We start from the raw sequence: 16929 nt of genomic DNA, 5'->3' as shown, positions 1-16929 counted from the left end.
AACAGGACTAGAGAGCGCACGTGGCACGGGACTATTACGCACTGCTCGGAGTCGCACGCGGTGCGACCGACCAGGAGATCAAGCGCGCCTACCGGAAGCTGGCGCGTGAACTGCATCCCGACGTCAATCCGGACCCGGAGGCCCAGGAGAAGTTCCGCGAGGTCTCCACGGCCTACGAGGTGCTGTCCGACGCGGAGAAGCGGCGCATCGTCGACCTCGGTGGTGACCCGCTGGAATCCGCCGGCGGCATGGGCGGCGGCTTCTCCGGCGCCGGATTCGGTGGCCTCGGCGACGTATTCGAGGCGTTCTTCGGCGGCATGAACGCCTCCGGCGGCACCCGCAAGCCGCGCGGCCGCGTGCAGCCGGGCGCCGATTCGCTGCTGCGCACGCGACTGTCGTTGCAGGAGTGCGCGGTTGGTGTCACCAAGCACCTGACCGTCGACACCGCCATCCTCTGCGACCTGTGCCAGGGCTCCGGCACCAACGGCAATTCGAAGCCGGTGCGCTGTGAGACCTGTGGCGGCGCGGGCGAGGTACAGACCGTGCAGCGGTCCTTCCTCGGCCAGGTCATGACCTCCCGCCCCTGCCCCACCTGCCGGGGCGCGGGCGAGACCATCCCCGACCCCTGCCGCAAGTGCGGCGGCGACGGCCGCGTGCGCTCGCGCCGCGAGATCGCCGCGCCCATCCCGGCCGGTGTCGCCAACGGCATGCGGGTGCGGCTGGCCGCGCAGGGCGAGGTCGGCCCCGGCGGCGGCCCGGCCGGCGACCTGTACGTGGAGATCGTCGAGCAGCCGCACGACACCTTCGTGCGCGACGCCGACGACCTGCACTGCACCATCCGCGTCCCCATGGTGGACGCCGCGCTCGGCACGACCGTCGTCATCGACACCATCCTCGACGGCCCGGTGGAGTTGACCATCCCGGCGGGCACCCAGCCCGGCGAGGCGTCGGTGCTGCGCGGCCACGGCATGCCCAAGCTGCGCGCCAACTCGCGCGGCGACCTGATCGCGCACCTCGACATCGTGGTGCCGAGCAAGCTCGACTCCAAGCAGGCCGACCTGCTGCGCAAGTACAAGGGCATGCGGGCGAACGAGCACACGGAGGTCCTCTCGGCGCAGTCCGAGCACAACTCGGGCCTGTTCGCGCGCCTGCGCGCCTCCTTCAGCGGACGCTGATCCGTTGGCCGCCACCGTCTTCTACCTCGACGACATTCCCGAACCGGGTGCGACCGCGGTGCTGGACGGCCCCGAGGGCCGCCACGCCGCCACGGTGCGCCGCATCCGGGTCGGGGAACCCATCACCCTCTCCGACGGGCACGGGATCCTCGCCGACTCGGAAGTGGTTGCGGCCCAGAAGGATCGCCTCGAACTGAAGGTGCTGGCCAAACGGGTGGCCGCGCCCTGGACCCCGCAGGTGACGGTGGTCCAGGCCCTGCCCAAGTCCGACCGTTCGGAACTGGCGGTCGAACTCATGACGGAGGCGGGCGCCGACGCCATCGTCCCCTGGCAGGCCCTGCGCTGCGTCTCCAACTGGGAAGCCAAGGCCCGCAAGGGCGTCGAGAAGTGGCGTGCCGCCGCCAGACAGGCCGCCCGCCAATCCCGCCGCGCCTACATCCCGGACGTCGCCGACCTCCACACCACCCGCGACCTCATGGACCTGGTCCGCACCGCGAAGGCGAACGGCGCGATCGTCGCCGCCCTCCACGAGTCCGGCGAATCCCGCCTGACCGACCTTTCTTTCGCCGGCGTCCCCGAAGTGGTCCTGATCGTCGGCCCCGAAGGCGGCCTCGACGACTCGGAACTGAAGGCCCTCGCCGACGCCGGCGCCGACGTGGTCCTGCTCGGTCCGACCGTGCTGCGCACCTCCACCGCGGCCGCCGTCGCCCTCGGCGCGCTGGGCGCGCTCACCCCGCGCTGGTAGGCCGCCCGCGCCGGTTCGCCACGGAATGGATTCGGGGGTGCGGCAGTTGGATGACACCGGTGTGTTGCCCCTGCTGGTAGCCGTCTATTCACTGGGCGGTGTCGGTGGGCGGCGGTAAACTTCTGTCAACGAAAACGGCATCGAGACCGGAAAGCAGGCCATAGCCACTTTTGAGAACACCAGGCGAAATCGGCGATCAGAGCACACCCATTGCCGGCATCGGCGCCGGCGTCAACGGTTCCGGACCGGCGGGGCGGACCGTTCGTTCCAGCATCGAATTGGCACCGGAATCGGTGTTCGGTTTCCTGGGTTCGGCTGACGAGAACCTGCGTGAGCTCGAGCGCCTCCTCGATGCCGACATCCACGTTCGCGGCAATTCCGTCACGCTGACCGGCAAACCGGCCGATGTCGCGCTGGCGGAACGAGTGGTGGCGCAGCTGGTCGCGCTCACCGCGCGCAATCGGGTGGTCTCGCCCGAGGCCGTGCGGCACACCTACTCCATGCTCACCGAGGGCTCCTCGGATTCTCCGGCAGAGGTGCTGAGCCTGGACATCCTGTCCCGGCGCGGCAGGACCATCCGGCCCAAGACGCTCAATCAGAAGCGCTATGTCGATGCCATCGACGCGCACACCATCGTGTTCGGGGTGGGCCCGGCCGGTACCGGCAAGACGTATCTGGCCATGGCCAAGGCCGTGCAGGCGTTGCAGACCAAGCAGGTCAACCGCATCATCCTGACCCGGCCCGCGGTCGAGGCGGGCGAGCGGCTGGGCTTCCTGCCGGGCACGCTGAACGAGAAGATCGACCCGTACCTACGCCCGCTCTACGACGCCCTGCACGACATGATGGATCCGGAGGCGATCCCGAAGCTCATGCAGGCCGGTGTCATCGAGGTCGCCCCGCTGGCCTACATGCGCGGTCGCACGCTCAACGACTCGTTCATCATTCTGGACGAGGCGCAGAACACGACGGCCGAGCAGATGAAGATGTTCCTCACCCGCCTGGGCTTCGGGTCCAAGATCGTGGTGACCGGTGACATCACCCAGGTCGATCTGCCGCACGGCGCGCGCTCGGGTCTGCGCGCGGCGACGGAGATCCTGCACGGCATCGACGACATCCATATCGCCGAGCTCACCAGCGCCGATGTGGTCCGTCACCGGCTGGTCGGGGAGATCGTCGACGCCTACGACCGGTTCGAGGCGGAGTCGCGGCCCCCGGCCGCGGTCCACTATCCCGGCAATCGGGCACAGCGACGTGCCGCGAGCCGAGGAGAGCGACACTGACCTCTCCCTCTAGGCTGATCGGGTGAGTATCGAGATCGCCAACGAATCGGGTATCGAGGTATCCGAAGAAGAACTGGTCAGCGTCGCGCGGTTCGTCATCGGTCAGATGGATGTGCATCCGGCGGCCGAGCTGTCGATGGTGCTGGTCGATCTCGACACCATGGCGGATCTGCACATGCGCTGGATGGACCTACCGGGTCCCACCGATGTCATGTCCTTCCCCATGGACGAGCTGGAGCCGGGCGGGCGGCCCGATGCCGCCGAGCCCGGCCCCTCCATGCTCGGCGACATCGTGCTCTGCCCCGAGTTCGCGGCCCAGCAGGCCGAGAAGGCCGGGCACTCCATGGATCACGAGCTGGCGCTGCTGACCGTGCACGGCGTCCTGCACCTCCTCGGCTACGACCATGCCGAGCCGGAGGAGGAGAAGGAGATGTTCGCGCTGCAGGCCTCCCTGCTGGAGGGCTGGTACGAGAACGTGCGCCAGGAAATGCGCCGCGCGGAGCTCGCCGAGCGCGACCAGCGGCTGCTGGGCAAGACCGGATTCACCGATACCACCGGTGATCCGCTGGGCCCGGCGTGAATTCATTCGTTCTGCTCCTGCTGGCGATCGTCCTGGTCCCCGCCGGTGGCGTGTTCGCGGCGCTGGATTCGGCGCTGAACACGATTTCGCCTGCGCGCGTGGAGGATCTGGTGCGTGCCGACCGGACCGGGGCGGCGCGGCTGGCGCGCATCATCGCGGATCGGCCGCGCTATGTGAATCTCATGGTGCTGCTGCGTCTCACGTGCGAGATCACCGCGACGGTGCTGCTGGCGGCGGTGCTCATGGACTGGCTGGACGAGGGCCCGGCGCTGCTGATCACCGCGGCGATCATGGTGCTGGTCGACTATCTGGTGATCGGTGTCGGGCCGCGCACGCTGGGCCGCCAGCACGCGTATTCGCTGGCGCTGGGCGCGTCGCTGCCGTTGCAGGCCATCGGCTCGCTGCTGGGCCCGATCAGCCGGCTGCTGATTCTGATCGGTAATGCGATCACCCCCGGTAAGGGTTTCCGCAACGGCCCCTTCGCCTCCGAGATCGAGCTGCGCGAGGTGGTGGATCTGGCGGGGGAGCGCGGCGTGGTGGACGCCGACGAGCGCCGCATGATCCAGTCGGTCTTCGAGCTCGACACCACCCCGGCCCGCGAGGTGATGGTGCCGCGCACCGAGATGGTGTGGATCGAGGCGGAGAAGACCGCGGCGCAGGCCATGTCGCTGGCGGTGCGGTCGGGGCACTCGCGAATTCCGGTGGTGGGCGAGAACGTCGACGACATTCTGGGCGTCGTCTATCTGAAAGACCTGGTGCCGTACGCGGATCGGAGCCGGAAGGTGAAGGTGCGGCAGGTCATGCGGTCCGCCGTGTTCATGCCGGACTCCAAGCCGCTGGACGCGCTGCTGGACGAAATGCAGCGGCGCAGAAACCATATGGCGGTGCTGGTGGACGAGTACGGCGGCATCGCCGGGCTGGTCACCATCGAGGACATCCTCGAGGAGATCGTGGGCGAGATCGCCGACGAGTACGACAAGGACGAGATCGCGCCGATCGAGAAGATCGGCCCGGGCAAGTTCCGGGTCTCGGCGCGACTGCCGGTGGACGACCTGGGCGAGCTGTTCGACACGGTGATCGAGGACGAGGACGTCGACACCGTCGGCGGTCTGCTCGCCCACGCCCTGGGCCGCGTCCCGCTGCCCGGCTCCAAGGCCGTCATCCACGGCCTGCAACTGAAGGGGGAGGGCGCGGCCGACGCGCGCGGCCGCATGCGGATCCACACCGTGGTGGTGCGCAAGAGCCCGGAGCAGACGAGAACCGAACCGGCGGAACACGAACCGGCCGATGACACACACGAGGATGGAGAGGCCGATGATTGAGTTGGATGCGGAGGACAACAAGCTGTTGGTCCTCGCCCGTGGCGCCATGGGCCGCACCGGCGGCAATGGCGGTGCGGCCGTGCGTGATTCGGACGGCCGCACCTACGCGGCCGGTACCGTGGAGCTGACCGCGCTGAAGCTGACCGCGTTGCAGTCGGCGGTGGCGGCCGCGATCTCCAGTGGCGCAGGCGGTTTCGAGGCGGCCGTGGTGGTCGCGGGCAAGCTGTCGGATCCGGGGGTGTCGGCGGTGCGTGAGGTTTCGCCATCGGCGCGCATCATTTTCACCGATGCCAAGGGCGCGGTGTTCGAGGTACTGGAGGCCGGTACGCCCGCGGACTACGGCGTCGAGAATCCCATTGCGGCACAGCGGTCCACGGAGGGCGACGCGGCCGGCGAGCGCGAGATTCCGGCGGGCTTCGATCTGGACACCGAATCGGAGGTCTTCGAGTGAGCGGCCAGGGTCAGGACAGCGGTGAATTCCGGTCCGGCTTCGTATGTTTCGTGGGCCGGCCGAACACCGGCAAGTCCACGCTCACCAATGCCATGGTGGGGCAGAAGATCGCCATCACCTCCTCGCGGCCGCAGACCACGCGGCACACCATTCGCGGCATCGTGCACCGGGATCACGCGCAGCTGATCCTGGTGGACACCCCCGGTCTGCACCGGCCGCGCACGCTGCTCGGCCAGCGCCTCAACGACCTGGTGCGCGATACGTATTCGGAAGTCGACGTCATCGCCGTCTGCATTCCGGCGGACGAGAAGATCGGCCCGGGTGACCGCTGGATCGTCGATCAGATCAAGACCATGGCGCCCAAGACGACCCTGCTCGGTGTGGTCACCAAGATCGACAAGGTGAGTCGCGACCAGGTCGCCCACCAGCTCATGGCGGTGTCCCAGCTGCTCGGCCCCGAGGCCGAGGTGGTCCCGGTCTCCGCGGTCAAGGGCGAGCAGGTCGAGGTGCTCGTCGACGTGATCGCCTCCCAGATGCCCGAGGGCCCGGCCTTCTACCCCGACGGCGAACTCACCGATGAGCCCGAGGAAGTCCTGATGGCCGAGCTCATTCGCGAGGCGGCCCTCGAGGGCGTCCGCGACGAGCTCCCGCACTCGCTGGCGGTGGTGATCGAGGAGGTCCTCGAGCGCGAGGAGAACGAGGACCAGGAGACCGACGGCCGCCGCTCCGCCGAGGGCATGCTCGACGTCCACGCCCTGCTCTACGTCGAACGCCCCAGCCAGAAGGCCATCGTCATCGGCAAGGGCGGCGCCCGCCTCAAGGAAGTCGGCACCAACGCCCGCAAGCAGATCGAGCACATCCTCGGCACCCGCATCTACCTCCACCTGCACGTGAAGGTCGCCAAGGACTGGCAGCGCGACCCGAAGCAGCTCGGCAAGCTCGGCTTCTGACCTGCTACCTGCCCGCGGCCACCTGAGCGGCCGCGGGCAGATTCAGCGGATCACCCTGTGCTGTCGGCGATTTCGCCATCGCCGCGGCTCGGGGCCAGGTGTCGGCTGGGCGTAAGTCCCTGTGGCACGGACGCGTCGGCGCGTAGTCCAGGCTGTCAGCGCATCGGACGGGTCGCCTCCTGGCCGCGGGTCAGGGCTGGGGCCACCAGGGTGTCGGGCGGTGCTTGTGCCATTCCAGCTCCGATTCCAATTGGGCCGCAACGGAAACCAGGAGCGGTTCGGAGTTGGCGGGGCCCATGAGCTGGGAGCCGACGGGGAGGCCGGCGGCGGTGAAACCGGAGGGGATGTTGACCGCGGGCCAGCCGAGGACGTTCCAGGGCCAGGTGTAGGGGCAGGCCGCGGTGATGAGTTCGTCGGTGGCCCAGCTGCCGATGTCGTCGATCTCGTGGACGCCCGGGGGCGGGGTGGCCGTGGTCGGGGCCAGCACCAGGTCGAAGTCGTCGAAGATGCGGCCGGTTCGCATGCGCAGCAGGGGTTCTGCGCGGCGGGCGGCGGACAGCAGCGGCGAGAGGATGCGGCCGACGGCGGCATTGTGGGTGGTGCGCGGATCCACCTGCGCGCCGGGGAGGCGGTCCAGCGCCTCACGGATGCCGACCATGGAGCGCGGGAGGAAGGTCGCACCCATCAGCACGCCGTAGTGGACGTCGGCGATGGTGACCTCGTGACCGAGGCGGCGCAGCGTGGCGGCGGTGGCGTGCACCCGGGCCTCCACCTCGCGGTCGAGCGTGGTCCTGGTGGCGGTGAACGGGATTCGCAGGGAGAGCGCGATGCGCAGGCGGCCGGGATCGCGGCCGACGGCGTCGGAGACGCGCAGGGCGGGCGGGGTGTGCCGGTCGCCCGGATGAGGTCCGGCGGCGGCGTCCAGCAGGAGCGCCGCATCGGCGACGGTGCGGGCCAGCGGGCCGTTCACGGTGAGCCCGTAGAAGGCTTCCGGCAGCGGCCAGGTGGAGATGCGGCCGCGCTGCGGCTTGATGCCGACCAGGTTGTTCCAGGCGGCCGGGATGCGCACCGAGCCCGCGCCGTCGGATCCCAGTGCGGCGGGCACCAATCCGGCCGCCACCGCCGCGCCGGATCCGCCGGACGACCCGCCCGGCGTGTGCCCGGCGCTCCAGGGATTCGTGGTGTGCCCGAAGGCGTCTCCGCTGGTGAACGGCAGCTGCCCGAGCTCGCAGGTATTGGTCTTGCCGACGATGACCGCCCCGGCCGCACGCAGCCGCCGCACCGACTCCGCGTCCTCGGTCTTGGCGGGGAATTCGCCACCGCAGCCGAAAGCCGTTGGGGTGCCGGTCAAGTCGGTGTCGTCCTTGATGGCCAGTGGCACTCCGAGCAGGGGCTCGCGGTGCCCGGCGGCGAGTTTGCGGTCGGCGTCGGCGGCCTCGGCGAGCGCTTCGGCCCGTCGCACGATCCGGAAGGCATTGAGCGCCCCCTGGCTGGCCTCGATCCGGTCGAGCGCCGCGCTGGTCGCCTCGACCGAGGTGAGTGTGCCTGCCGCCAGTGCCGCCGCGAGTTCCGCCAGCCCGAGCTCGCCAACCGACGCCAGTGTCATGTGAATCCCGTCTCTCCCGTACTCGGGAGTAACCTAGCGCGATTCTGGTCACACGTCCAACGTGTGGCGGCGTGATCGACCGGGCAGTGGCCGATCACGCCTCATCGGCGGCGAGGGCGCGGCCGATGTGTCCCACGGCGATCCACACCGGCGGCGTACCGGTGCAGCGCATCCGAATCCTCGGTCCGAGGGTCGCGCTCAGCGTGCGCCGCGCGGCCAATCGCCGGCCAACGAACTTCTAATCGGCACACACCCGGTGACTCGTCGTGGTCCGGTCGGTCGCGCGTGCGAGACTGTTGCGGTGCGGTTGTATCGGGATCAGGCGGTGGTGCTGCGCCAGCACAAGCTGGGCGAGGCGGACCGCATCGTCACGCTGCTGACCCGCCAGCACGGCCTGGTGCGCGCGGTCGCCAAGGGTGTGCGGCGCACCCGCTCCAAATTCGGGGCGCGGCTGGAACCGTTCGCCTACGTGGATATACAGCTGTATCCGGGCCGCAATCTCGACACCGTCACCCAGGTGCACACGGTCGAGACCTTCGCCGCCGACATCGTCGCCGACTACGGCCGCTACACCACCGCCTGTGCCGTGCTCGAGACCGCCGAGCGCCTGGCCGGCGAGGAAGGCGCACCCGCCGCCCGCCTGCACACCCTCACCGCCGGCGCGCTGCGCGCCATCGCGCTGGGCCGCCGCCCCCACGAACTGATCCTGGACGCATACCTGTTGCGCGCCATGGCTTTCGCCGGTTGGGCGCCCGCCCTCGACGACTGCGCCCGCTGCGCCACCCCCGGCCCGCACCGCGCCTTCCATGTGGCCGCGGGCGGCGCGGTGTGCGTGCACTGCCGTCCGCCCGGCGCGGCCACGCCCATGGTCGGCGTTCTCGACCACATGAGCGCTCTCAATCGGGGCGACTGGTCCGGCGTCGACGCCGTCTCCGACGCCATGCGCCGCCAGGCCAGCGGTCTCATTGCCGCGCATCTGCAGTGGCACCTGGAACGGCAGCTGCGCACGCTGCCGCTCATCGAGCGCACCCGCCCGCACGAGGCCGTCGAGCGCGACGCGGTGGCCGAGCGTCCCCGTGCCGCCATCGGCTGACGCCTGGGCGAATCACCCTGGGAGTCCCGGTGAGCGGGCGCGGGAAAGCGGGTCCGGATCAGTGAGATTCGATACAGAGCCATCGAACGTTAGGGAGCCTAAAGTTCACGGCGTGTCGGGTTCTCCTCATCGAAAGTCCTCGCCCGCGGCCGTCCGCCGCCTGCCGGTGTCGCTGGCCGTCGCCGCCGTGCTTGCCGCCTCGGCGACCGCGACCGCCGCGGCCCAGCCGGTGCTGCCGAGTTCGCCGTTCGGCGGGCTCGCGTACACGGTGAAGGTCGAAAAGCCCGGCGAGAGCGACGGATTCATCTACTACACCACCGGCGTGAGCGCCGCCGCGCTGGTGCCGGGGCTGGGTACCGTGGCCCAGGTGTTGCCGGGCGGGAAGCCCGCGAACGTCATTGCCGACCGGTCCGGCAAGGAGATCAAACGCTACGAACCGCCTGCGGGACAGGATGTCTCGAACTTCCGGACGCAGATCTACCAGGGGCGCAAGGTGCTCACCTGGTGGCAGGGCAGCACGGTCGCCGGCCACGGCTCGGGTGTGGGAATCATCGCGGACGAGGACTTCAACGTGCTGGCGACCGTCGACCCGGGTGGGGCGGGCGCTGATGTGCACGAATTCCGGCTGACCCCCGACGGTCACGCGCTGCTCACCTCGTACCCGCAGGTCGATGCCGATCTCACCGCCATCGGCGGCCCGGCGAACGGGAAGATGTTCGACACCGTCGCCCTGGTGATCGATGTCGCCTCGGGCCGGCAGCTGTTCCGCTGGAGCGCGGCCGAGCACGTGCCGCTGAGTGATTCGGAGACCTCGGGCAAGCTGTCCGGCGACGTCTACGACCCTTATCACATGAACTCGATCAGCCAGGATCCGTCCGGGAATCTGGTTGTGTCCCTGCGCAATACGTCCGCTGTCTACGATGTCGACCCGAACACCGGCGATATCCGGTGGCAGCTCGGCGGCAAGCATCCGACCCTGATCGCCGATCCGGACGTGCAGTTCGCCTTCCAGCACGACGCCGAGTTCGCCGACGCCTCGACGCTGCGGCTGTTCGACAACAACTCCAGCGGTGTGGAATCGCGCGGGAAGTCGAGCGTGGAGTGGATCCACCTCGACCCGGCCGCGGGGCGCGCCACCCTGGTGCGCAATCAGGAGCACCCGGACGGTCTGGTCGCCCCCGCCATGGGCAACGCCCAGGCCCTGCCGAACGGCAATACCCTGGTCAGCTGGGGTATGACGCCCCGCATCTCGGAGTTCACCCCGAGCGGCGAGTTGGTCTACGACGCCGTCCTGCCCTTCGGCAGCTACCGCGCCTACCTCGATAGTCTCCCCAGCTGACCGGCCGGGCGCTCGGCGGCGGGGAAATGCCGGTTTCCCCGCCGCCGTACGCCGTCCGGTGGAGGAAATGTGGAGGTCCGGTGGCAATGGTGTGGGCGCCGTCCGGCCTCGCGGAGCGTCGGGCAGGATGGTGGTCGTGATCGGGAACCGGAAGTCATCGACTGAGCAGCGTGTTGTGCGGCCGCCGTCGCCGCATCCGTCGGGGGCGAAGCCGCCGGCGATTCCGGCGGAATTCGTGCCCAGGCATGTGGCGCTGGTGATGGACGGCAACGGCCGCTGGGCCCAGGAGCGCGGGCTGCCCCGCACCGCGGGCCACGAGCGCGGCGAGGCGGTGCTCATGGACACCGTCGAGGGCTGTATCGAGATGGGCGTGAAGTGGCTGTCGGCCTACGCCTTCTCCACCGAGAACTGGCGGCGCAGCCCCGACGAGGTGCGCTTCCTGATGGGCTTCAATCGCGATGTGATCCGCCGCCGTCGCGACGAGATGCACGAGATGGGGGTGCGGGTGCGCTGGGCCGGCCGCCGACCGCGCCTGTGGCGCAGCGTGATCAAGGAATTGGAGATCGCGGAGGAGCTCACCCGGGACAATACGGTGATGACCCTCACCATGTGCGTCAACTACGGCGGTCGTGCCGAGATCGCCGACGCCGCACGGGAAATCGCGCGCCGGGTGGCCGCCGGGGAACTCGACCCGGAGAAGATCACCGAGGCCACCGTGGCCCGCTACCTCGACGAACCCGATATGCCGGACGTGGACCTGTTCCTGCGTCCCTCGGGTGAACTGCGCACCTCCAACTTCCTGATCTGGCAGGCCGCGTACGCCGAATTCGTGTTCCAGGAAACGCTTTTCCCCGATTTCGACCGCCGCAACCTCTGGGACGCCTGCCTGGAGTACGCCAAGCGTGACCGTCGCTTCGGAGGCGTGAAATGACCGACCAGCTCACCCCCGCCGAGGCGCTCCAGGACCGCGCCCGCGCGCTGCTGCTGCGCTACGGCGTGGAGGTTCGCGAGGAGGACGGCGGCCTCGGCTTCGAGTACGAGGGCGCGCTGTGCTCGCTGCGCGGCGTCAACCTCTCGCCCGGCCTGGATGTGCTGGCGCTCATGTGCATCCTGGCCTGGGATCGCCCGGTGAAACCGCAGCTGCACAAGCGGGTCGCCGAACGCAATGCCGCGCTGCAGTTCGGCACGCTCACCGTGGTGTCCCGCGAGAAGCTCGCGGATGTCATCCTGCGCTACACCTTCCCGGCCGCGGGGCTTGAGGACGAGCCCCTGGCCACCATCCTGCTGCTGACCCTCTCCGGGGCGGGCCGTGCCCGCCAGGGCCTGCTGCCTTGACACTGGTACCCGGTGCCGCCCGGGATCGGTTCAGGCTCGGGCGGATTCGGTCGCGGCCTCGGCGGCGCGACGGTGGTCGGGGAGGATCTCGGTGATGCCGCGCGCGAAGGTGTCGGGGTCGACGTCGCCGAGGATGAGGTGCTGCAGGATGAAGCCGGGTAGTAGGCCGAGGAAGATCTTGGCCACCGCGTCGGTGTCGGCGTCCGGGGGGAGCCAGCCGACGTCGCGCATGCGCTCGGCGTAGTCGAAGCAGAGGCGGCGGATGCCGAGGATATTGGTGCGGACGTAGTCGGCGATATTGGCGTCGGTCAGGGCCAGCGACCAGGCCTGCGGGATGATGCGGACCGGCCCGCCGGGGACGCTGAGCCGGACGATGGCCTCGCACATGATGCGGACCAGGTCCGGGGGCGTGGGGAGCGGGTCGCTGTAGACGGCTTCGCTGAGGGCCGCGCGCAGGTCGACGGTGGCGTCGGTGGCGAGGTCCTTGATGATGTCGTCTTTGGACTTGAAGTACCGGTAGACCGCCCCGGCCGACAGTCCGGATTCGGCGAAGACGTCCTGCATGGTGGTGGCGTGCAGGCCCTTGCGGGCGAAGCACGACTGCGCGGCGTCGAGAATCTGCTGCCGGCGGCGTTGCAGGTGTTCCTCGCTGACTCTGGGCATGGGCCCAAAGTAAAACGAATATCCGTTCTTGACAAGGGGACATTGGGATGTCAGCCTTGTCCCCAATAAAAGAACGAACCTTCGCTTTCTTTGGATGGGTCATGAACACAGTCCAGCGCTCCCTCGCCCTCGGTCTCGCCGCGGCCGCCATTCAGGCCCTGATGCTCATCGCCTTCGCCTGGCCCGCCGCCCGGGTCGCGCCGCGGGATCTACCCATCGCCATCACCGGCCCGCAGGCCGCCGCGGTTGCCCGGCAGCTGACCGATCGCGAGCCCGGCGGCTTCGACATCCGCACCGTCGCAGACGAATCCACCGCTCGCGCCGCCATCGAGCATCGAGATGTGTACGGGGCCATCCTGACCGGTGGGCAGCCGCGGGTGCTGATCGCCTCGGCCGCGAGTCCGGTTGTGGCCCAGCAGCTCTCGGCTTTCGCGCAACAGCTGAATGGCACGCAGGCGGCACCGGTGCAGGACGTGGTCGCCGCCGACGTCCACGATCCACGCGGAAGCGGTTTCGGCGCAATGGTTCTCCCGCTGGTCATGTCCGGCCTGGCCGGTGGCGTGCTGCTGACCCTGCTGGTGCCGTCGCTGCGCGCCCGTGCTCTCGGCCTGGCCGTCTTCGCGATCGCCGGTGGGCTGCTGAGCATGTCGATCGTCCAGGGCTGGCTGCATCTGCTGCCCGGCGCGTACCTGACCATGGCCTCGATCAGCGGACTGGTGTCTCTCGCCGTCGCCGGCACCGTGGTCGGTCTGGCCGCCGTGCTGGGTCAGGCCGGCATCGGCTTGGGCGCGCTCACCATGCTGCTGGTCGGAAACCCCTTCTCCGGAGCCACCTCCGCGCCCGAACTGCTGCCCAAGCCGTGGGGCGAGATCGGCCAGCTGCTGCCGCCCGGCGCCGCCGCCACCCTGCTCCGCTCGACGGCCTTCTTCGGTGACGCCGCCATCGCGGGCCCGCTGACGGTCCTGCTGTGCTGGGCCGCGGCCGGTCTCGCTCTCCTCGGTGCGGGGATCGCCCGCACTCGGCGGACCGTCCCGGCGCTCACCCCGGACCTGGTGCCCGCGGCCTGAACTCGGCATCCGGACAGCAAAAGCCGCGCGCCTCCCGCCCAATGGGCAAGGGGCGCGCGGCTTCTCGCTGTCAGCTCTTGTGGCAGCAGTTCTGGCAGGTGCCGAAGATCTCCATGGTGTGGCTGATATCGGTGAACCCGTGCTCGGTGGCGATCGAGTCCGCCCAGGCCTCCACGGTCGGCCCCTCCACCTCGACGGTCCGGCCGCACTGGCGGCAGACCAGGTGATGATGGTGCCCGGTGGAGCACTGCCGGTACACCGATTCCCCGGTGTCGGTGCGCAGCACGTCGACCATCCCGGCGTCGGCGAGCGACTGCAGGGTGCGGTACACCGTGGTCAGCCCGATGCCCTCACCGCGCTTGCGAAGTTCGTCGTGCAGCTCCTGTGCGGAGCGGAATTCGTCGATGTCCGCGAGCAGGGCGGCGATGGCACTGCGCTGACGGGTGCTGCGGACCCCAACGGTCTTCTCGCTTGTTCCCACGGATCACCCTTCCTCGGCGTGTGCGACCGCGTCGATGACTATGTGCGCGAGATGTTCGTCGACCAGTTCGTAGATGACCTCGCGGCCGGTGCGCTCACCGCGCACCACCCCGGCGGACTTGAGGATGCGCAGGTGCTGGCTGATCAGCGGCTGGGTCACTCCGAGGGTATCGACCAGTTCGTGCACGCAGCGCGGCGACTCCCGGAGCTGGAGCACAATGGCAATGCGGACGGGCGCCGCCAGTGCGCGCAACAGTTCTCCGGCGGAGTCCAGAATGGTGCGCGACGGCACGGCCGGCGGCTGGGGCGACCGGTAGGGGTACGGGTCGTGGGGGATCGCGGCCGGGGTCTCCGTCGCGACGTGGGAGCGCCGCAGGGGCGCGCCGCTGTCCGTGGTCATCGAACCAACTCCTTATTGGAAACCGATGCCATTCTTATATGCATGTGTATGCATGTCAAACGCGACACGGTGTTAAACCCGTAGCACGCGGCAGATAGTCTGGACCGAATCCTTTGCAATCTTCCGGACACGGATGGAGAACTGTTCAGTGGCACCCAAGTCGAAGGTGGACACCGTCGCCAATCTCGCCAAGCGTCGGGGTCTCGTGTACCCGAGCGGTGAGATTTACGGCGGAACGAGGTCGGCCTGGGACTACGGTCCGCTGGGCGTCGAACTCAAGGAGAACATCAAGCGGCAGTGGTGGCGGTCCATGGTGACCAGCCGCGATGACGTGGTCGGCCTGGACTCGTCGATCATCCTGCCGCGTCCGGTGTGGGTGGCCTCGGGCCACGTCGCGGTGTTCAACGACCCGCTGGTGGAATGCCTCAACTGCCACAAGCGGCACCGGCAGGACCACCTGCAGGAGGCGTACGCCGAGAAGAACAAGATCGACGACCCGGACTCGGTGTCCATGGAGCTCGTCGTGTGCCCCGACTGCGGCACCGTGGGCAAGTGGACCGAGCCCAAGGACTTCAACATGATGCTGAAGACCTACCTGGGCCCGGTCGAATCCGAAGAAGGCATGCACTACCTGCGCCCGGAGACCGCGCAGGGCATCTTCGTGAACTACAAGAACGTCGAGACCACCGCGCGCAAGAAGCCGCCGTTCGGCATCGCGCAGATCGGTAAGTCGTTCCGCAACGAGATCACCCCGGGCAACTTCATCTTCCGCACCCGCGAGTTCGAGCAGATGGAGATGGAGTTCTTCGTCAAGCCGGGCGAGGACGAGCAGTGGCACCAGTACTGGATCGACACCCGCCTGGCCTGGTACACCGACCTGGGCATCGACCCGGAGAACCTGCGGCTGTTCGAGCACCCGAAGGACAAGCTCTCGCACTACTCCACCCGCACGGTGGACATCGAGTACCGCTTCCGCTTCCAGGGCTCCGAGTGGGGTGAGCTCGAGGGCGTCGCCAACCGGACCGACTTCGACCTGAAGACCCATTCCGAGCATTCCGGCACGGATCTGAGCTTCTTCGATCAGAACACCAACGAGCGCTTCATCCCGTTCGTGATCGAGCCGGCGGCCGGCCTGACCCGCTCGCTGATGGCCTTCCTGGTCGACGCGTACCACGAGGAGCAGGTGCCGACGGCCAAGGGCACCATGGAGACTCGCACCACCCTGCGCCTGGACTCGCGCCTGGCGCCCGTCAAGGCGGCTGTCCTGCCGTTGTCGCGTAATGCGGACCTGTCGCCGAAGGCCAAGGACCTGGCCGCGCAGTTGCGCCGGAACTGGAACGTGGACTTCGACGACGCCGGGGCGATCGGCCGCCGCTACCGTCGTCAGGACGAGATCGGCACCCCGTTCTGCATCACGGTCGACTTCGACACGCTGGAGGACCAGGCCGTCACCGTGCGCGAGCGGGACTCGATGGCCCAGCAGCGCATCGCTCTCGACCAGGTGGAGGGCTACCTGGCGGCGCGCCTCATCGGCGCCTGATCCCAGGTTCACAGGAAAGACCGGTCAATGCCTGACCGGTCTTTTCTTTATTCCATTGCCCCCGAAATCCGGGGCGGTGTCACGAAATTGGGTAACCGACTACTCACGTTAACGGCCCATGACCGGAGCACTATTTAAGGATGTGGGCAACGGCGCATCTCTGCCGTAGCTCGATCATCCGAGGTGAGTCATGAGCGAGCGTGTTATCGGCCCCCGCTCGGGGCTGCAATGGGTCTCATTGGGGGACACCGGATCATCGTGCCCTGCCGCCCGATCCACGGTGGCGGCATTTCGATCATGGGCCGAGTCCTATCTGACCCGACCCAGTGACGAACTGGGCCGCGACGGGCCGGTCTGCCCGTATGTCCGACCGGCCATGCGGCGAGACCTGATGTGGCTGGCGCAGGTTCCAGCGGTGGAGCCGCGGCCGACGTCGGTGCGCGCGATCATCCGTGACGCGCTGGAGGTCTATTCCGGACTGCCCACGGGGAACGGCAGTTCCACCTCCGTGCTGCGCGCATTGATCACCGTATTCCCGAATTTGACGGATTGTTCGCTGATCGATGAGATCCACGATGAATTCAAGACCAAATTCGTGGAACGCGGCATCATGCTCGGGCAATTCTATCCGGGCTGTGACCAAGCGGGCCTGTGGAACAAGGATTTTCGGCCGTTGGACGCACCGATGCCGATGTTGGTGGTGCGCAGCATGATGACGACCGATTTTCCGTTCCTGCTCGACAGGCCGGAGTGGGCCGACGCCTTCGTGCGCAAGTTCGCGCCGGGGCTGCCCGCGCACGTGCGCTCGGTCATGGTGGAGCGCTTGACATCTCATCCCGCCTTGGTGCCCGCCTACGAGTTGGGCGCCGACGACGACGCATCCTGCTCGGCCGGCAGTTAGGT

At 68.7% G+C, this 16929-nt stretch carries 17 protein-coding genes and 1 pseudogene; 14 read left to right on the top strand and 4 right to left on the bottom strand.

Annotated features, from left to right (window positions below; all coding sequences use genetic code 11):
* Positions 1 to 20: 20 nt before the first annotated feature.
* The 7 genes and pseudogenes from dnaJ (at position 21) to era (ending at position 6503) form a co-directional block, all read left to right on the top strand.
* The gene (dnaJ, locus tag ACWEQQ_RS11685) at positions 21 to 1175 is read left to right on the top strand and encodes a molecular chaperone DnaJ (protein ID WP_452341339.1); all 1155 of its coding nucleotides are present in this window, start codon (positions 21 to 23) and stop codon (positions 1173 to 1175) included.
* Between the two features lie 4 nt (positions 1176 to 1179).
* The gene (locus ACWEQQ_RS11680) at positions 1180 to 1920 is read left to right on the top strand and encodes a 16S rRNA (uracil(1498)-N(3))-methyltransferase (RefSeq protein ID WP_452348163.1); all 741 of its coding nucleotides are present in this window, start codon (positions 1180 to 1182) and stop codon (positions 1918 to 1920) included.
* A 209-nt stretch (positions 1921 to 2129) separates the two neighbouring features.
* Positions 2130 to 3200, top strand: coding sequence for a PhoH family protein (locus ACWEQQ_RS11675; RefSeq protein ID WP_379380332.1), 1071 nt, complete (start codon positions 2130 to 2132; stop codon positions 3198 to 3200).
* 22 nt (positions 3201 to 3222) lie between these two features.
* Positions 3223 to 3780, top strand: coding sequence for an rRNA maturation RNase YbeY (gene ybeY, locus ACWEQQ_RS11670; protein ID WP_357004316.1), 558 nt, complete (start codon positions 3223 to 3225; stop codon positions 3778 to 3780).
* Positions 3777 to 5102 carry a hemolysin family protein gene (locus ACWEQQ_RS11665; protein ID WP_452348162.1) on the top strand — a complete coding sequence of 442 codons (1326 nt, stop codon included), beginning with the start codon at positions 3777 to 3779 and terminating at the stop codon, positions 5100 to 5102. The genes ybeY and ACWEQQ_RS11665 overlap by 4 nt, the downstream gene beginning before the upstream one ends.
* Positions 5095 to 5400: pseudogene (locus ACWEQQ_RS11660) on the top strand (cytidine deaminase); the annotation flags it as partial. The gene ACWEQQ_RS11665 and the pseudogene ACWEQQ_RS11660, both read left to right, overlap by 8 nt.
* Before the next feature lie 149 nt (positions 5401 to 5549).
* Complete coding sequence (gene era / locus ACWEQQ_RS11655; protein WP_452341342.1) at positions 5550 to 6503, top strand: GTPase Era; 954 nt, start codon at positions 5550 to 5552, stop codon at positions 6501 to 6503.
* A gap of 190 nt (positions 6504 to 6693) precedes the next feature.
* On the opposite strand, the gene ACWEQQ_RS11650 is transcribed toward era, so the two are convergent.
* Positions 6694 to 8109, bottom strand: coding sequence for an amidase (locus tag ACWEQQ_RS11650; RefSeq protein WP_452348161.1), 1416 nt, complete (start codon positions 8107 to 8109; stop codon positions 6694 to 6696).
* Between the two features lie 301 nt (positions 8110 to 8410).
* On the opposite strand from ACWEQQ_RS11650, the gene recO reads away from it, so the two are divergent.
* The 4 genes from recO to ACWEQQ_RS11630 all read left to right on the top strand — a co-directional run bounded on the left by recO (position 8411) and on the right by ACWEQQ_RS11630 (position 11876).
* Positions 8411 to 9202, top strand: a complete 792-nt coding sequence (gene recO / locus ACWEQQ_RS11645) for a DNA repair protein RecO (protein WP_452341344.1) — start codon at positions 8411 to 8413, stop codon at positions 9200 to 9202.
* A 112-nt stretch (positions 9203 to 9314) separates the two neighbouring features.
* On the top strand, positions 9315 to 10541 hold the full coding sequence (locus ACWEQQ_RS11640; RefSeq protein WP_452348160.1) for an arylsulfotransferase family protein: 1227 nt from the start codon (positions 9315 to 9317) through the stop codon (positions 10539 to 10541).
* A gap of 127 nt (positions 10542 to 10668) precedes the next feature.
* Entirely contained in the window at positions 10669 to 11472 is an 804-nt protein-coding gene (locus tag ACWEQQ_RS11635; RefSeq protein ID WP_364617730.1) for an isoprenyl transferase, read from the top strand.
* Positions 11469 to 11876: a hypothetical protein gene (locus ACWEQQ_RS11630; RefSeq protein WP_364617732.1), complete on the top strand. Its 408-nt coding sequence runs from the start codon at positions 11469 to 11471 to the stop codon at positions 11874 to 11876. The genes ACWEQQ_RS11635 and ACWEQQ_RS11630 overlap by 4 nt, the downstream gene beginning before the upstream one ends.
* Positions 11877 to 11906: 30 nt before the next feature.
* Here the strand turns inward: ACWEQQ_RS11630 and ACWEQQ_RS11625 are convergent, their stop codons facing one another.
* Entirely contained in the window at positions 11907 to 12539 is a 633-nt protein-coding gene (locus ACWEQQ_RS11625; RefSeq protein WP_452348159.1) for a TetR/AcrR family transcriptional regulator, read from the bottom strand.
* Between the two features lie 101 nt (positions 12540 to 12640).
* On the opposite strand from ACWEQQ_RS11625, the gene ACWEQQ_RS11620 reads away from it, so the two are divergent.
* The gene (locus ACWEQQ_RS11620) at positions 12641 to 13606 is read left to right on the top strand and encodes a hypothetical protein (RefSeq protein WP_452348158.1); all 966 of its coding nucleotides are present in this window, start codon (positions 12641 to 12643) and stop codon (positions 13604 to 13606) included.
* Positions 13607 to 13676: 70 nt separating this feature from the next.
* Here the strand turns inward: ACWEQQ_RS11620 and ACWEQQ_RS11615 are convergent, their stop codons facing one another.
* Both ACWEQQ_RS11615 and ACWEQQ_RS11610 read right to left on the bottom strand, forming a co-directional pair.
* Positions 13677 to 14087 (bottom strand): Fur family transcriptional regulator, encoded by a 411-nt coding sequence (locus tag ACWEQQ_RS11615; protein WP_354835448.1) that lies wholly within the window; start codon positions 14085 to 14087, stop codon positions 13677 to 13679.
* Positions 14088 to 14090: 3 nt separating this feature from the next.
* Complete coding sequence (locus ACWEQQ_RS11610; RefSeq protein ID WP_040861788.1) at positions 14091 to 14486, bottom strand: ArsR/SmtB family transcription factor; 396 nt, start codon at positions 14484 to 14486, stop codon at positions 14091 to 14093.
* A gap of 148 nt (positions 14487 to 14634) precedes the next feature.
* Between ACWEQQ_RS11610 and ACWEQQ_RS11605 the strand changes: the two genes are divergently transcribed.
* Both ACWEQQ_RS11605 and ACWEQQ_RS11600 read left to right on the top strand, forming a co-directional pair.
* Positions 14635 to 16026: a glycine--tRNA ligase gene (locus tag ACWEQQ_RS11605; RefSeq protein WP_452341349.1), complete on the top strand. Its 1392-nt coding sequence runs from the start codon at positions 14635 to 14637 to the stop codon at positions 16024 to 16026.
* Positions 16027 to 16216: 190 nt separating this feature from the next.
* Entirely contained in the window at positions 16217 to 16927 is a 711-nt protein-coding gene (locus tag ACWEQQ_RS11600; protein ID WP_452348157.1) for a DUF6875 domain-containing protein, read from the top strand.
* The last annotated feature ends 2 nt before the right edge of the window (positions 16928 to 16929 follow it).

It is taken from the genome of Nocardia sp. NPDC004123, from assembly GCF_053603795.1.
The sequence above is the reverse complement of the archived record's forward strand: the minus strand, read 5'-3'. Positions and strand labels throughout refer to the sequence as shown.

What these genes read in the sequence shown, in the direction of transcription:
- ACWEQQ_RS11650 (WP_452348161.1), bottom strand. Translation starts at nt 8,109, where the DNA reads ATGACACTGGCGTCGGTTGGCGAGCTCGGGCTGGCGGAACTCGCGGCG.
- ACWEQQ_RS11635 (WP_364617730.1), top strand. Translation starts at nt 10,669, where the DNA reads ATGGTGGTCGTGATCGGGAACCGGAAGTCATCGACTGAGCAGCGTGTT.
- ACWEQQ_RS11630 (WP_364617732.1), top strand. Translation starts at nt 11,469, where the DNA reads ATGACCGACCAGCTCACCCCCGCCGAGGCGCTCCAGGACCGCGCCCGC.
- ACWEQQ_RS11625 (WP_452348159.1), bottom strand. Translation starts at nt 12,539, where the DNA reads ATGCCCAGAGTCAGCGAGGAACACCTGCAACGCCGCCGGCAGCAGATT.
- ACWEQQ_RS11620 (WP_452348158.1), top strand. Translation starts at nt 12,641, where the DNA reads ATGAACACAGTCCAGCGCTCCCTCGCCCTCGGTCTCGCCGCGGCCGCC.
- ACWEQQ_RS11610 (WP_040861788.1), bottom strand. Translation starts at nt 14,486, where the DNA reads ATGACCACGGACAGCGGCGCGCCCCTGCGGCGCTCCCACGTCGCGACG.
- ACWEQQ_RS11600 (WP_452348157.1), top strand. Translation starts at nt 16,217, where the DNA reads ATGAGCGAGCGTGTTATCGGCCCCCGCTCGGGGCTGCAATGGGTCTCA.